Genomic DNA, 14,826 nt, shown 5'->3' with positions numbered 1-14,826 from the left:
CGGCCAGGACCGGCCACACCGGTCCGGCTCATTGAACAGCCAATCGCCGCGCGCCCACCAGAGCGCCCCGCGCCATCCCCGCCCGGCCGGCCCGGTGCTCCGATCGCCCCGTACCGGGCGCCCTCGGCGGTGCCCGCTCCTATCCTCAAGACCATGGGCAACAACGACATCCTGCGCTCCCACGGCGAGGCGCTGAAGCTGTTCGGCGCCCGGGTCCACACCGTCCAGGAGGACCAGTGGGAGGCGCCGACACCGTGCACACAGTGGTCGGTGTTCGACCTGGTCAACCACCTCACCGCGGAGCAACTGTGGGTGCCCCGCCTGGTGCGGGACGGGGCCACGATCGCCGAGGTGGACGGGGATTTCGACGGCGACCAGCTCGGCGAGGACCCGGTCGGGGGCTGGGACCGGGCCTCGGCGGCGGCCCGGGCGGCGTTCGCCGAGCCGGGCGCCCTGCACCGCTCGGTCCACCTCTCCTACGGCACCACCCCGGCCGACGCGTACTGCACGCAGCTGACCGCCGACGCCGTGGTGCACACCTGGGACCTGTCCCGGGCGATCGGCGCCGACGAGCGGCTGCCGGCGCACCTGGTGTCCGCGGCACTGCGCGAGGTGGAGCCGTACGCCGACGTCCTGGAGGGGTCGGGGCTGTTCGCCGCGCCGGTGGAACCCCCAGCGGACGCGGACGACCTGACCCGGCTGCTGTGTCTGCTCGGCCGCCAGCCCTGACGCCCGGACGGCCGCCGGCCCCGCCCCCCGAAGAGGGGCCGGGGCCGGCGGACACCCGCGGTCGGGTCAGTCGATGCCGCGGACGATGTGCGGTTCGACGGGATCCTCCTCGCAGCCGGCCAGACGCACCGGGGCGCAACGATCCCAGGCTTCGAGATTGCGGACTTCCTTGATACGCCCGGGGCGCTCGCCCTGCTTCAAACGGGGCTGCTTGTGTTGAGCCTTGTGCAATGCCACCACGCACTCCTTCTTCGAGGTAGTTGGTTCCGACGCGGTGGCGCCTTCGTTCACAGACCGGGAGGTCGGCCAGGGTGTGTGGCGTTCCCGCGACGGGCCAATGGTGTTGGCTTCTCCCAAGGAGGGTCGTCCGTCGCCTTCCAGGATATCGATGCCGCTCGTGGACCGCTCGACTTTTTCCGGCGATAACGGCACGTCTCGGGATCGCGGGGTATCCGCCCCGTGCCACGGCCCGCGCCGGGGCGCGGGAACACGCTGCGTCATTCACCCGCCTGGCCGTCAGCCCCTCTTCCGCGCCGCGTGCGCGGGGCCCCGGTTGCCGGGTGCGGTGCCTTCCGTAGCGTGGGGAGGTGGTCCGCGTCCGCCGGGGTCGCCCGCCCGCGCGCCGCGTCCGTGCGGCGGTGGCCGCGGTGCTACCCATGGGCGGGTGGAATGGTTCTCGGATCCCGGCTCGTGGCTCGGGCGGCTGGTCTTCCAGCGTCTGCTCGCGGTGCTCTATCTGGTCGCGTTCGTCGCCGCGGCCCGGCAGTTCCGGGCGCTGCTGGGGGCCCGCGGGATGCTGCCGATCCCGGCCTTCACGGCGCGGGTGCCGTTCCGGCTCTCCCCGTCGGTCTTCCAGCTGCACTACTCGGACCGCTTCTTCGCGGCCTGGGCGTGGAGCGGGGCGGTGCTGGCGGCGGCGGTCGCGGCGGGGGCGGCGGACGTGGTGCCGCTGTGGGCGGCGATGGTGCTGTGGGCCGTGCTGTGGGCGATGTACCTGTCCATCGTCAACGTCGGGCAGACCTGGTACGGGTTCGGGTGGGAGACGCTGCTGCTGGAGGCGGGGGTGCTGGCGGTCTTCCTCGGCAACGCCGACACCGCACCGCCGGTGCTGGTCATGTGGCTGTTGCGCTGGCTGCTGTTCCGGGTGGAGTTCGGGGCCGGGCTGATCAAGATGCGCGGGGACCGCTGCTGGCGCGATCTGACCTGCCTCTACTACCACCACGAGACCCAGCCGATGCCGGGTCCGCTCAGCTGGTTCTTCCACCGCCTGCCGAAGCCGCTGCACCGGGTCGAGACGGCCGCCAACCACGTGGCCCAACTCGTCCTGCCGGTCCTGCTGTTCACCCCGCAGCCGGTGGCCGGGTGGGCGGCCGCGGGAATGGCCGCCACCCAGCTGTGGTTGGTGCTGTCCGGCAACTTCTCCTGGCTGAACTGGATCACCATCGCCCTGGCGCTGTCGGCCGCCGCCCCGCTGTGGGGTGGTCCTCCGCCGGCGCCGGGCGCGCCGCCGGTGTGGTTCGAGGCGGTGGTGACCGCGGCCGCCGTCGGCGTCCTCGCGCTCAGCTACCGCCCGGCCCGCAACCTGCTGTCCCGGGGCCAGCTGATGAACACCTCGTACGAGCCGCTGCACCTGGTCAACTCCTACGGCGCGTTCGGCAGCATCACCCGGGTGCGCCGGGAGATCGTCGTCGAGGGCACCGCGGACGCGGTGTCCGGGCCCGGTACGACCTGGCACGCCTATGAGTTCCACGGCAAGCCCGGTGAACCGGCGCACCTGCCACGCCAGTTCGCCCCCTATCACTTGCGGCTCGATTGGTTGATGTGGTTCGCGGCGCTCTCGCCGGCCTACGCCCGGTCCTGGTTCGTGCCGTTCGTGGCGCGGCTGCTGGAGAACGACCGGGACACCGTGCGGCTGCTGCGCCACAATCCGTTCCCCGACCTGCCGCCGGCCCGGGTGCGGGCCCGGGTGTTCCGCTACCGCTTCACGACCTGGCGGGAACTGCGGGAGACCGGCGAGTGGTGGCACCGGACCGCGGAGCGGGAGTTCCTGCCTCCGGTGTCGCGGTCAGCTCTGTACGGAAGGCGATGACCATCTCGCGGGCGTGGCGCAGCCCGATCCGGGCGAAGTCCTTTTCCAGGACGTCGAGTTCGGTGAGGGTTCCGGTGCGGTCGCGGCCCAGTCGGGCGCGGGACTTGGCCAGGCCCAGCCGAGAGAGCGCCTCGCCGCGCGGCTCCTGCATCTCCTGGAACTCGCGCAGCGCGAGGGCGTAGGTGTCGCGGGCCTCGGCGTGGCGGCCGGCGCGGTAGAGGACGTTGCCGCGCATCTTGTGGTTGTAGGCGAGCGCGCCGGCCAGGTCCATGGTGCGGCAGAGGGTCTCCGCCTCGGACAGCAGGGCCAGCGCCCGGTCCGGCTCGCCGCGGACGGAGAGCACGTCGGCCACGCCGCGCAGCGACCAGGCCCGGCCGCGGAAGTCGTCGGCGTCGGCGGCGATCCGGGCGGACTCCTCGAAGAGTTCCAGGGCCTTGCGGTGGTCGCCGGTGTTGCGGTGCATCTGGGCTATACCGGACATCGCCCAGACCATGTGCCGGGCCTCGCCGTGCGCCCGGGCCTGTTCCAGGAGCTGCTCGTGCAGGTCGGCGACGGCGGCGTAGTCGCCCTGGATGCGGCCGGTCTCGGCGAGGCCGGCGAGGGAGTAGCCGTGGGCGAGGCGGTCGCCGCCGGTCTCGGCCAGCGCCACCGCGTGGGTGAGCAGTCGCCGGGCCAGCGCCAGGGTGCCGCACTGGCGGGCCAGGGTGCCGCCGCTCCACAGCGCCCAGGCCATGGCGGCGGGGTCGCCGGCGGTCCGGCCGCTGCGGTAGGCGGCGCGCCAGGCGGCGCCCGCCGCGGCCACCCTGCCCAGTCGCCGGTTGGCCTCGGCGACGGCCAGCTGGGCTCTGGACCGCTTGAGTGCGGTGTCCGCTTCGGTGAGTGTCCGGTGCGCGGTGGCCAGCACCTCCTCGTAGGAGGAGTTCACGCTCAGCGCCGAGCCCAGTTCGCCCTGGTACTCGGGGGCGAATGCCTTGCCGTACATCAATCCGTGACCTCTCGATCATGCGTTTGCCGTACTCACGAACGTACGGAAAGGGAGGGGTGCGGCGAATCCGCCCACGTATGGGTTGTGATGTACGACTGGAGTGCTACGGGAGCGGTGGGGGGTCATCATCGGGACGTACGGGGTTCTCGGGGTCGGGGAACTGACGAGGGGTCACCAGCGGTGCTCTTGCGGGGTGGTGCGGGGCGGGTCACCCTGACGGGCACGGCACCGGAGGTGTGGCATGGGCGAGGCGGTCGGGGCGCGGGACGGCATCGGGCGGCGGCGGTTCGTCGGGGCGGTCGGGGCCGTCGCGGCGGGTGTGGCGGGAGCGTCCGCAGCGGCGGGGGTGTCCGCGGCGGCTGCCGGGCCGGCCTGGGGCGGCGCTCCGGTCCGGGCCGGGCAGCGGCGACTGCGGCCGCTGTTCCTGGGGACGTACACCTCGAAGCCGGGCGGCGGCACCGGTGTCGGACTGGCCGGCTACGACCCCGACAGCGGTGCGCTCACCGCCACCGGGGTGCTCCCGGGCGTCGCCGACCCCTCCTACCTAACCCTGGCCCCGGACGGCCGGACGCTCTACGCGGTCGACGAGCAGGAGGACGGTGCGGTGACGGCGGTCGCGCTGCCGCGGGACGGCGGCGGGCCGGTGGTGCTGGGCAGTCGATCCACCGGCGGGGCCGGGCCGTGCCACCTGTCGGTGCACCCCGGCGGGCGGTGGCTGCTGAGCGCCAACTACCTCTCCGGGAGCGTGGCCGTGCACCCGATCGACCCCGGCAGCGGTGCGTTGGGACCGCGCACGGACCTGGTCGTCCACGACAGCCCGCCGCCCGGTCCCGGGCAGACCGGGCCGCACGCGCACCAGATCGTCACCGCTCCGGACGGCCGCCACGTGCTGGCCGTGGACCTCGGCAACGACACCGTCTACACCTATCGGCTCGACCCGCGGGCCGGGAAGCTGACCCAGGTGGCGTACGCGGCGCTGCGGCCCGGCGCCGGGCCCCGCCATCTGACCTTCCACCCGTCGGGCAGGTACGCCTATCTGGCGAACGAGGTCGACAACACCGTGGTGGTCTGCGGCTACGACCCGCGCAGCGGACGGCTGGCGCCCGGGGCGCCGCAGTCCACCGGGACCGGTCCGGGCGTCAGCTATCCGGCGCAGTTCCTGGTCACCCGGGGCGGCCGGTTCGCCTTCCTCGCCAACCGCGGCCACAACAGCCTCACCCGGTACGCCGTGGTGGCGGCCGGGGCCGGGCTGCGGCTGTTGGACACGGTGCCGGTGGGTGGCGACTTCCCGCGGCAGATCGCGTTCTCGCCGGACCAGCGGTGGCTGTTCGCCGCGAACCAGAAGTCGGGGTCGGTGACGGTGTTCGCGGTGGATGCCCGGACCGGGGCGCTGGTGCGGGTGGGTGAGCCGTTCGCGGCACCGATGGCGGTCTGCGTGCTGCCGCGCTGAGCGGCTCGGCCGCCGGGACCACGGCGGCCGATGACGGGCCGCGGCGGGTGGCCCCGGCGCGGCCGAAACACTGTGGCAACAGGCCCGCAGGATTGGCGCGTTAGCGTCGCGCACCATGAGTACGGGAACCACAGCATCCGGCACCGGTGCCGCACCGGACGCCCCGGTACAGCGGCCGGACCCGGCGGACCCGGGCGCACAAGCCGCCGGCACGGGCCTGCGGCAGGGCCTCAAACGCCGCCACATGCAGTTGATCGCGCTGGGCGGGGTGATCGGGGCCGGCTTGTTCGTCGGCAGCGGGGTGGTGGTCCGGTCCACCGGGCCGGCCGCGGTGGTGTCGTTCCTGGCGGCCGGCGGCCTGACCGTGCTGATCATGCGGATGCTCGCCGAGATGACGGTGGCCCGCCCGGCGCTGGGCTCCTTCTACGCGCACGTCCGGGAGACCCTGGGGCACCGGGCCGGCTTCGCCGTGGGCTGGCTGTACTGGTACTTCTTCGTGATCGTGGTCGCGGTCGAGGCGGTGGCGGGCGGCCGGATCATCCGGCTGTGGCTGCCCGGCGCCCCGCTGTGGGCGGTCAGCCTGGTGCTGATGACGCTGCTGACGGCGACGAACATGGTGTCGGCGCGCTCCTACGGCGAGTTCGAGTACTGGTTCTCCTCGATCAAGGTCGTGGCGATCGTGGTGTTCCTCTTCCTGGGCGCGCTCTATGTGCTCGGGCTGTGGCCGGGGTCGACCGGTGGACTGGCCCAGCTCACCGCGCACGGCGGCTTCGCGCCGGAGGGGATCGGCGCCGTGCTGGCCGCCGTGGTGCCCTGCGTCGGCTTCTTCACCGGTGCCGAGATCGTCACCATCGCCGCCGCGGAATCGGTCGAACCGGAGCGCGCGGTGGCCGGCGCCATCCGGTCGATCGTGCTGCGGGTGGTGGCGTTCTACGTGCTGTCGATCTTCCTGGTGGTGGCAGCGGTGCCCTGGACGTCGAAGGCGATCGAAGTCAGCCCGTACGCGGCGGTGCTGGACCGGCTGGCGGTGCCGGCGGCCGGGACCGTCATGAACGCGATCGTGTTGATCGCGGTGCTCTCCTGCCTGAATTCCGCGCTCTACACCTCGTCCCGCATGCTCTTCGCACTCACCCGGAACGGCGACGCGCCGCGCGGCTTCACCAAGGTCAGTGCGAGCGGGGTGCCGCGCCGGGCACTGCTGGCCGGCACCTCGGTCGGATATCTGTCGGTGATCGCGGCGTGGCTCTCGCCCGATGTCGTCTTCTCGTTCCTCATCAACTCCTATGGCGCCATTGCCCTGTTCGTCTATCTGGCGATCGCGGTGGCGCAGTTGCGGATGCGGCGCACGCTGGAACGCGATGACCCGGCACGGCTGACCCTGCGGATGTGGGGCTTCCCCTGGCTCAGCCGGCTGACCATCGCGCTGATGGCGCTGGTGATCGGGGCGATGGCGGTACTGCCGGACAGCCGGGCGCAGTTCTGGCTGAGCCTGCTCACGCTGGGTGTCGTCCTGGCCGCGTACGAAATCCGGCGGCGGGCCCGGGGCACCTAGGGCCTGTCTGGTGGGTCGGGGTCGGATAGGCCCTAGCTCCGCTGCCGGGCAGGCCGTCCGCGGCGCCACGGACGGCCTGCCCTCCCCCCCCCGGGTAGCGACTCCCGGAATCCCCCGGAATCCCCCTGGATTACCTAAGGATTCTCCCGGAAAGTCATCGGAACAGCCTGGGGATAGTTCCTCGATTTCCCCTTGCGCTCCGTCGACTATTCCACGAAAACCCCTCGGCTGAGGATTTCCTACGGCGGCCGGTCAGCCGCCGCCGGTCACCTCGTACCGGATGCGTGGACCTGAAGTTGGGTGCCCGGATAGATGAGGTTCGGGTCCTCGCCGATGACCTGGCGGTTCTGTCGGTAGATTTCCTGCCACGGTTTTCCGTGGACGACGGCGATACCGCTCAGGGTGTCCCCCACATTCACCACCACCGCGCCACCGGAAACGCGGTGCCGATCCTTCTTGTAGGGCTTTTCCTGGGGCTTGGGGTGCTGGCCGTGGGTGCGCTTCGGTACGACCTTCTCCCGGGCCGGCAGGGTGTGCGCGGCGCCGCGGGGGATGCCGCGCAGCCCCAGCGAGGCCGAGCAGGCGGGCCAGGCGCCCCAGCCCTGGCGGGCCAGTACGCGTTCGGCGACCTGGATCTGCTGTGCCCGCGATGCCCGGGCGGCGCGTGACGCATAGCTGTGGCCACCGAAGGAACGCCAGGTCGAGTGGCCGAACTGGAGCCCTCCGGAGAAGCCGTTGCCGGTGTCGATCCGCCAGTTGCCGCCGCTTTCGCACTGGGCCAGGCGGTCCCAGGTGCCGGTGCTGACGGCTTCGGCCGGCTCCTCGGACACCGCGCCCAGCGCGCCGGCGGCCAGCAGGACGGCGACCGCGGTGGCCCCCCGGGCCCCCCGGCCGCGCAGTGCCTCGCCGCGGACGGCCCGGTCCGCCGGTTCGCGGACTTCCGCTGCCCGGCATACCTGCGGTTCCGGCGATTCCTGCGTTTCCGGTACCTGCTGAGTTTCCATGTGCGTGCTCCCGTCGCTTGTTGCTGTGCGTACTGATTTGTCGCTCACTTTCGAATGCCGGGAGGTGCCGGTATTTCGGTGAGCGCGCAGAGATGTCAGCGTCTTCGGCGAGTTCTGGGATTCTGGATCGTCGGTTGGCTTTTCTCCGGGCGGTCGAATTCGACGAGGAAGAGACAACCATGGGCCGCGTCGACATCGGCAGAGCGCGCGGTAGCGCTTTCGGCGGCCGGTCTGCCCCCTCGCCGCCGGAAGGGGGACGAAATCCTCCGCATGGCGCACAGAACCGGCGGGTAGGGGCGCACCCCTCGTGCCCCGGGTGCCCGACCGGCCGACAATCGCCCGGACGTTCGACTCCGGGGGGTTACGCCCAGTGCATCCGCCGGTCTCGGTGCATACGCGCGGTGGGGGCCGCACACACCGCGCACGGCCGACGCGGCGGTGCCACCACCCGGGTTTCACCGGAAGGCGGCAGGTCGTACGGCCCGCGACGGCCCGCCGCGCGGCGCATACCGGACCGGCGCACCGGCACCGCTCCAGGAGGCCCGCGCCGTGCGCCCCCACCCGCGTCGGCACGCTCCGCATCCGCGCGCGTCACCGCGCTGCCCGTGCGCCCCTCCGACCGGCCGACCCGCCGTCCCCGGGGGGCGGGGAGCGCCGCGCCAACGGGGTGGCACGTGCGCGGGGCAAGCGCACTATCCGTCGCCGGGGGCCAGGAAGTGCTGGAGCCGTTCCCGGAATTCGGCCTCGAAGGCGTCGTAGCGGGAGCGGAGGGCGGCGCCCGGCCAGGCGTCCGGGAGGAGGGGCGCGGGCAGCAGCGGATCGGTGAGGAGGTGGCGGAGGACCGCGGCCGCGACGGTGAAGCGGTCGGCGGGGGTATCGGCGCGGTCCAGCGCGGCCAGCAGCTCGCGGGCGCGGGCCGCCCAGCCGTCCAGGTCCCACAGGCTCCGGGCCAGCGCGGCCGGGTCGGCGTCGGGAGCGCCGGTGAACCAGGTGCACTGCGCGGTGGCCACCGCCGGGCGGGGCCGGTCGAGGTTGGCGGGCCGCAGCCAGCTGCCCTCGCGCACCTCGGCCAGCCGCAGCGCGGCCATCGCCTGGCGCAGGGCGGTGCGTTCGGCGGGCGGGCGGCTGCCGTCCGCGGTGACCACGGCGATCTCCCAGGCGCCGTGCCACGGGCGGGTCCGCGGCGCGCGGCTCTCGTCCTGTCGGGCCTGGCGCGCCAGCAGTCGGGTGGTCAACGCGTAGCCGCCCGCGTGCTGCCGCAGGTCGCCGGCCGCGACCATCCGGGAGAGCGCGACCCGGACGGTGCCCTCGGCGATGCCGAAGAGTTCGCCGACCCGCACCAGCGCGCGCACCGGGAGCCGGGGCGGGTGATGGCCGAGGAGGGTGCTCAGCACGACGGAGCGGGCGGTCAGCGGCCGGAGGGCGAGTGGGGCGTCGGCGTCGTTCATAGGTCCGGGAAGTCTAGATCGTGCAGGCGAAACGGCTTCTTACAGTCTTCCTTCAGTCGTTGAGAATCTGTAATGTCGCGGTATGACCGTCACCCATGAAGTAACCAATCAGGCCCCGCCGCTGACGGGTTTCAGCGCCGCGGACGAGCCGGCGTTGCTGGCGGCGCTGCACCGGGAGGGCGGCGCGTGGGGCGAGCAGGAGGTGCGCGAACTCGGCGCGCTGGCCGGTTCGGCGGCGGTGCAGGACCAGGCGCGCTGGGCGGAGGAGCAGCCGCCCCGGCTGCACACCCACGACCGGTTCGGGCACCGGGTGGACGAGGTCGAGTTCCACCCGGCCTGGCACCAGTTGATGACCACCGCCGTGGAGCACGGCCTGCACGCCGCGCCGTGGACCGACCGGCGCCCGGGGGCGCACCTGGTGCGCGCCGCCAAGTTCTACGTCTGGTCGCAGGCCGAGCCCGGCCACGGCTGCCCCATCTCGATGACCTACGCCGTGGTGCCCGCCCTGCGCGCCGCACCGGATCTCGCCGCGCAGTACGAGCCGTTGCTCGCCGCCCGCAGCTACGACTTCGGGCTGCGCGCCCCGCTCACCAAGCACGGCCTGATCGCCGGCATGTCGATGACGGAGAAGCAGGGTGGCTCCGACGTCCGGGCCAACACCACGCGGGCGGTGCCGGCCGGGGACGGCAGCTACCGCCTCACCGGCCACAAGTGGTTCACCTCGGCCCCGATGAGCGATGTGTTCCTGGCGCTGGCCCAGACCGACGAGGGGCTGAGCTGCTTCCTGGTGCCGCGGGTCCTGCCGGACGGCACCCGCAACGGCATGCGGCTGATGCGCCTGAAGGACAAGCTCGGCAACCGCTCCAACGCCTCATCCGAGATCGAGTACGAGGACGCCGTCGCCTGGCCGGTCGGCGAGCCGGGCCGCGGGGTGCGGACCATCGTCGAGATGGTGAACATGACCCGGCTGGACTGTGTGCTGGGCTCGGCGGCCGGGATGCGGGCGGGACTGCGGCAGGCCCTTCACCACACCGCCCACCGGCAGGCGTTCGGGCGGGAGCTGGACCGGCAGCCGCTGATGCGCTCGGTCCTGGCCGATCTGGCGGTCGAGTCGGAGGCCGCCACCGTGCTGGCGATGCGGCTGGCGGCCGCCGTGGACCGGTCGCAGGCCGGCGACGCCGGGGAGGCGGCGCTGCGCCGGCTGGCGCTGGCGGCCGGGAAGTACTGGGTGTGCAAGCGGGGCAGCAGCCACGCCGCGGAGGCCCTGGAGTGCCTGGGCGGCAACGGCTACGTCGAGGAATCGGGCATGCCGCGGCTGTACCGGGAGGCGCCGCTGCTGTCGATCTGGGAGGGCTCGGGCAATGTCGCCGCGCTCGACGTGCTGCGTGCCCTGACCCGCGAGCCGGCCGCGCTGGACGCCTACTTCACCGAGGTCGAGGCCGCGTCCGGCGCCGACCGGCGGCTGGACGCGGCGGTGGCCGGACTGCGCAAGGCGCTCGGCGAGCTCGGCGACCCGGAGCGGGCTCAGTTGGTGGCCCGTTCGCTGGCCGAGCGCCTGGCGCTGGTGCTCCAGGGATCGCTGCTGGTGCGGCACAGCACCCCGGCGGTCGCCGACGCGTTCTGCGCCTCCCGGCTGGACGGCCAATGGGGCCACGCCTTCGGCACCCTGCCGCCCGGCGCCGACCTCGCCGGGGTCCTCGGGCGCGCCCGGACCGGCGGGGACGCCGCCTGATGCCCGGGGCCCCGGGCGCCGCCGTACGGGTCGAGCGGGCCGGTCCGGTGACGACGGTGGTGCTGTCCCGGCCCGCCGCCCGGAACGCCGTGGACGGCCCGACGGCCCGTCAACTCGCCGATGCCTTCCGCACGTTCGACGCCGATGAGAGCGCGCGAGTGGCGGTGCTGTGGGGCGAGGGCGGCACGTTCTGCGCCGGTGCCGACCTCAAGGCGGTCGGCACCGCGCACGGCAACCGCGTCGCGCCGGACGGCGACGGGCCGATGGGTCCGACCCGGATGCGGCTCGGCAAACCGGTGATCGCGGCGGTCGCCGGGCACGCGGTGGCCGGCGGGCTGGAGCTGGCGCTCTGGTGCGATCTGCGGGTGGCGGAGGAGGACGCGGTCTTCGGGGTGTTCTGCCGGCGGTGGGGCGTCCCGCTGATCGACGGCGGCACGGTGCGGCTGCCCCGACTGATCGGCGCGGGCCGGGCCATGGACCTGGTCCTGACGGGGCGTCCGGTGCCGGCCGCGGAGGCCCTGGACATCGGGCTGGTCAACCGGGTGGTGCCCACCGGCACCGCCCGCACCGCGGCGGAGCGGCTGGCCGCCGAGCTGGCCCGCCTCCCGCAGGCGTGCCTACGCAGCGACCGGGCCAGCCTGCTGGACCAGGAGGGCCGGGCCGAGGAGACCGCCATGGCCACCGAACTCCGGTACGGGCAAGCCGTGTTGGCCGAGGGTCTGGCGGGCGCGGCGCGGTTCGCGGCGGGCTCCGGGCGGCACGGGGCGGCGGACGACGCCCGATGACCGACGACGACCTGACCTACCCGGAGCGGGGCGGCACCCGGCACACCCCGCTGCCGCCCGGCTACCACCACCTGCGCGAGGCGGTCCGGCTCGGCCACAGCCCGACGGCGTTCGCGGCGGCCGGCGACGCGGTGGCCACGTTCCGGATGCACCGGGCGGCGGGCACCCGCATCCGGGCCGGCTCGCCGCGGGCCGCCCCGGGCGTGACCGTCGACGTCTCACTGGGCATCGGCCCGCTGCGGATCACCGGCCCGTGCCGGGTGGTGTGGACCGTCGACACGGCGGACCGGGCGGGCTTCGCCTACGGGACCCGGCCGGGCCACCCGGAGTGCGGCGAGGAGGCGTTCGTCGTCGAGCGCCGCCCGGACGGCTCGGTGTGGCTCACCGTCACCGCCTTCAGCCGGCCGGCCCGCGCACTCACCCGCCTCGCCGGGCCGCTGGTCCCGGTGTTCCAGCGCGCCTACGTCCGCCATCTCGGCGCCACGCTGCGCCGGCTGACCGGCGGCGCGGGCGACCGCCGCTGATCGCCATACGGCCCCCCCCGCTGCATCGTTCCGTCACCACCGACCCGGCCCGCCGGGAGAGAAAGCCAGGCATGTGCGATGACGAACCGATCCCTCCCCGGCCGGACTTGACCGAGCAGGAGTGGCTGTGGACCGCCCCCCGGACGCCGGCCGGTGGACCGCCGCCGCGGGCCAACGGGCGGGTCCCGGGGCACCCGGGGCGCCGGGCGGTGCTGGGCGGGGCGATGGCCGGGGCGGCGTTGACGGTCGGCCGTGACGTGCGGTAACGCCGTCACCGCACGTCACGGCCGCCGTCCTGGCCGCCGGGAATGCGGGCCACGTGGGCCCCGCCTAAGGTGTTCGCATGGCCGAGCGGCCCCCCGACCCCTCCGCGGAGGGCTACGACCCCCGCACCGACCGGGCCGCGCCCCGGGTCCAGGAGGCGGCACCCGGGGTGTCCCACCACGAGCCGATCGGCCTGCGTGAGCGGCTGTCGCTGAACCGGATGGGCACCTTCGACTGGGACCTGGACAGCGGGTTCATGGACCTGGACCCCGGCGCCATGGAGGTCTTCGACCTGCGCCCCGGCGAGTACGACGGCGCGCCGATGTCCCTGATCGCCCGGGTGCCCCCGGAGGAGGGCCTGCGGCTGGACGCGGCACTCTCCCAGGCCCTCCAGGACGGCAACTCCTCCTACGGCGCGTACTTCCGGATCCAGTGCCGCGACGGGACCCGGCGCTGGACCCACTCCCAGGGACGGATCCTGCACGACACGGAGGGCGTGGCGTACCGGATCATCGGCATCGTCCGGGAGGCGACCAGCGAACTCGCCGACTCCGCGCTGCTGCGCTCGCTCCAGCAGGAGCGGCAGCGGCAGACGGTGATGGTGCAGCAGACCACCGCGGCGCTGGCCCGCGCGATGTCGGTGAAGGACGTGACGCGGGTGCTGACCGGCACCGGCGGCGCCCGCCGGTTCGGCGCGGACGCGCTGGTGCTGGGCCTGGTCGAGAACGACCGGTTCGAGGTGATCGCCACCGCCGGGCTGGACGGCGAGGTGCCCACCGACATGATGAACTCGCGGCTGGACGACACCCTCCCGCTGTCCGACGCGGTGCGCTCCCGGCGACCCAGCTTCCTGAGCACCCGCGGTGAGCTGGTCGCCCGCTATCCGCGGCTGCGCCCCTCCGTCGACGTACTGCCGACCGGAAGTGCCGCCTTCCTGCCGCTGATCGCACAGGACACCGTCCTCGGGGCGCTGGGGCTGTTCAACCACGAGCCGGCGGTGCAGTCGCCGGAGGCCCGCAACCTGGCGCTGGCGCTGGCCGGCGTGGTGGCGCAGTCCTTGCAGCGGGCCACCCTCTTCGATCAGGAGCGGGAGTTCGCGACCGGGCTACAGGCAGCGATGCTGCCGCGCCGGCTGCCACCGATCGCCAGCGGCGAGGTCACCGTCCGCTACCACCCAGCGAGCGTCGGCCGGGACGTCGGCGGCGACTGGTACGACGTGATCGCGCTGCCGCAGGGCCGCACCGGGCTGGTGGTCGGCGACGTCCAGGGACACGACACGCACGCCGCGGCGGTGATGGGCCAGTTGCGGATCGCGCTGCGCGCCTACGCCAGCGAGGGCCACGCACCGGAGACGGTGCTGGTGCGGGCCTCCCGCTTCCTGGCGGAGCTGGAGACCGAGCGGTTCGCGACCTGCACCTACATCCAGGCCGACCTGGAGTCCGGAGCGCTGCACATCGCGCGGGCCGGCCATCTGGGCCCGCTGATCTGCAACACCTCCCGGCACATCGACTGGCCGGAGATCAGCGGCGGGCTGCCGCTGGGCCTGGCCACCGCCTTCGGGCAGGACCACTTCCCGGAGACCCAGCTGTTCCTGGAGCCGGGGTCGACGCTGCTGCTGTGCACCGACGGGCTGGTCGAGCAGCCCGGCCAGGACATCTCGGCCGGGATCGACGCGCTCTCCGCCGCGGTCCGCACCGGGCCCGCCGCACTGGACGCGCTGGCCGACCGGCTCGCCGACCACCTGTGGGCCCAGCCCGGTTCGGACGACGACATGGCGCTCCTGCTGCTGCACCGGAACGTGATCCCCGGGGAGGCCGCCACACCGCGGCTGCGGCTGCACGTCCACCAGGCCGACCCGGCGGGCACCGCGGAGGTCCGCTCGGCGTTGCGCCGGACGCTGGACCAGTGGCGGGCGGGTGCGGTCACCCACAACGTGGAGGTGGCCGCCTCGGAGCTGATCGCCAACGCGCTCACCCACACCGAGAGCGGCGCCCTGGTCTCGGTGGAGCTGCTGCCCGGTTCCCCGTGCCGGATCCGGCTTGAGGTCGAGGACCGGTCCAGTCAGTGGCCGCGGCGCCGGCGGCCCGGCGAGACGGCGACCTCCGGGCGGGGACTGCTGCTGGTGGAGGCGCTGGCCGACTGCTGGGGTGCCGAGCCGCGGGGGTCGGGCAAGGCCCTGTGGTGCGAGTTCGTGGTGCCGGACGGCCCGACCGGTGACGGAGTCTGAACTCCCTTATGCGGCCCGGGAGATGGGTGATGCGGAT

At 73.8% G+C, this 14,826-nt stretch carries 13 protein-coding genes; 9 read left to right on the top strand and 4 right to left on the bottom strand.

Translation table 11 applies throughout. The features are described 5' to 3' along the window. Window positions 1-153: 153 nt before the first annotated feature. Window positions 154-729 carry a TIGR03086 family metal-binding protein gene (locus ACO0M4_RS09510; protein ID WP_430369333.1) on the top strand — a complete coding sequence of 192 codons (576 nt, stop codon included), beginning with the start codon at window positions 154-156 and terminating at the stop codon, window positions 727-729. A 66-nt stretch (window positions 730-795) separates the two neighbouring features. On the opposite strand, the gene ACO0M4_RS09505 is transcribed toward ACO0M4_RS09510, so the two are convergent. After that, entirely contained in the window at window positions 796-966 is a 171-nt protein-coding gene (locus ACO0M4_RS09505) for a hypothetical protein (protein ID WP_159030818.1), read from the bottom strand. 427 nt (window positions 967-1,393) lie between these two features. Between ACO0M4_RS09505 and ACO0M4_RS09500 the strand changes: the two genes are divergently transcribed. Continuing rightward, window positions 1,394-2,818 carry a lipase maturation factor family protein gene (locus ACO0M4_RS09500; protein WP_430369332.1) on the top strand — a complete coding sequence of 475 codons (1,425 nt, stop codon included), beginning with the start codon at window positions 1,394-1,396 and terminating at the stop codon, window positions 2,816-2,818. Here the strand turns inward: ACO0M4_RS09500 and ACO0M4_RS09495 are convergent. Then, window positions 2,712-3,800, bottom strand: a complete 1,089-nt coding sequence (locus tag ACO0M4_RS09495; RefSeq protein WP_430369331.1) for a tetratricopeptide repeat protein — start codon at window positions 3,798-3,800, stop codon at window positions 2,712-2,714. The two genes, ACO0M4_RS09500 and ACO0M4_RS09495, sit on opposite strands and share 107 nt — an antisense overlap. 244 nt (window positions 3,801-4,044) lie before the next feature. On the opposite strand from ACO0M4_RS09495, the gene ACO0M4_RS09490 reads away from it, so the two are divergent. Together ACO0M4_RS09490 and ACO0M4_RS09485 are read left to right on the top strand one after the other, a co-directional pair. Beyond that, entirely contained in the window at window positions 4,045-5,253 is a 1,209-nt protein-coding gene (locus tag ACO0M4_RS09490; RefSeq protein WP_430369330.1) for a lactonase family protein, read from the top strand. 115 nt (window positions 5,254-5,368) lie between these two features. Beyond that, complete coding sequence (locus ACO0M4_RS09485) at window positions 5,369-6,805, top strand: amino acid permease (RefSeq protein WP_430369329.1); 1,437 nt, start codon at window positions 5,369-5,371, stop codon at window positions 6,803-6,805. Between the two features lie 266 nt (window positions 6,806-7,071). Here ACO0M4_RS09485 and ACO0M4_RS09480 read toward each other — a convergent pair whose 3' ends face one another. Next, entirely contained in the window at window positions 7,072-7,809 is a 738-nt protein-coding gene (locus ACO0M4_RS09480) for a transglycosylase family protein (RefSeq protein ID WP_430369328.1), read from the bottom strand. A 692-nt stretch (window positions 7,810-8,501) separates the two neighbouring features. Beyond that, a complete protein-coding gene (locus ACO0M4_RS09475; RefSeq protein WP_430369327.1) occupies window positions 8,502-9,257 on the bottom strand; it encodes a PaaX family transcriptional regulator C-terminal domain-containing protein in 756 nt (251 codons plus the stop codon). Window positions 9,258-9,339: 82 nt separating this feature from the next. Here ACO0M4_RS09475 and ACO0M4_RS09470 point away from each other — a divergent pair, with 82 nt between their 5' ends. The 5 genes from ACO0M4_RS09470 (at window position 9,340) to ACO0M4_RS09450 (ending at window position 14,789) form a co-directional block, all read left to right on the top strand. After that, a complete protein-coding gene (locus tag ACO0M4_RS09470) occupies window positions 9,340-10,989 on the top strand; it encodes an acyl-CoA dehydrogenase family protein (RefSeq protein ID WP_430369326.1) in 1,650 nt (549 codons plus the stop codon). Beyond that, window positions 10,989-11,774, top strand: a complete 786-nt coding sequence (locus ACO0M4_RS09465) for a crotonase/enoyl-CoA hydratase family protein (protein ID WP_430369325.1) — start codon at window positions 10,989-10,991, stop codon at window positions 11,772-11,774. The genes ACO0M4_RS09470 and ACO0M4_RS09465 overlap by 1 nt, the downstream gene beginning before the upstream one ends. Further along, window positions 11,771-12,298 carry a DUF1990 family protein gene (locus ACO0M4_RS09460; RefSeq protein ID WP_430369324.1) on the top strand — a complete coding sequence of 176 codons (528 nt, stop codon included), beginning with the start codon at window positions 11,771-11,773 and terminating at the stop codon, window positions 12,296-12,298. Before ACO0M4_RS09465 ends, ACO0M4_RS09460 begins: the two co-directional genes overlap by 4 nt. 71 nt (window positions 12,299-12,369) lie before the next feature. Beyond that, window positions 12,370-12,564, top strand: a complete 195-nt coding sequence (locus ACO0M4_RS09455; RefSeq protein WP_430369323.1) for a hypothetical protein — start codon at window positions 12,370-12,372, stop codon at window positions 12,562-12,564. A gap of 77 nt (window positions 12,565-12,641) precedes the next feature. Continuing rightward, complete coding sequence (locus tag ACO0M4_RS09450; protein WP_430369322.1) at window positions 12,642-14,789, top strand: SpoIIE family protein phosphatase; 2,148 nt, start codon at window positions 12,642-12,644, stop codon at window positions 14,787-14,789. Window positions 14,790-14,826: the final 37 nt, after the last annotated feature.

The organism is Streptomyces sp. RGM 3693, assembly GCF_050471125.1.
In the GTDB taxonomy this organism is placed as follows: domain Bacteria; phylum Actinomycetota; class Actinomycetes; order Streptomycetales; family Streptomycetaceae; genus Streptomyces.
The sequence above is the reverse complement of the archived record's forward strand: the minus strand, read 5'-3'. Positions and strand labels throughout refer to the sequence as shown.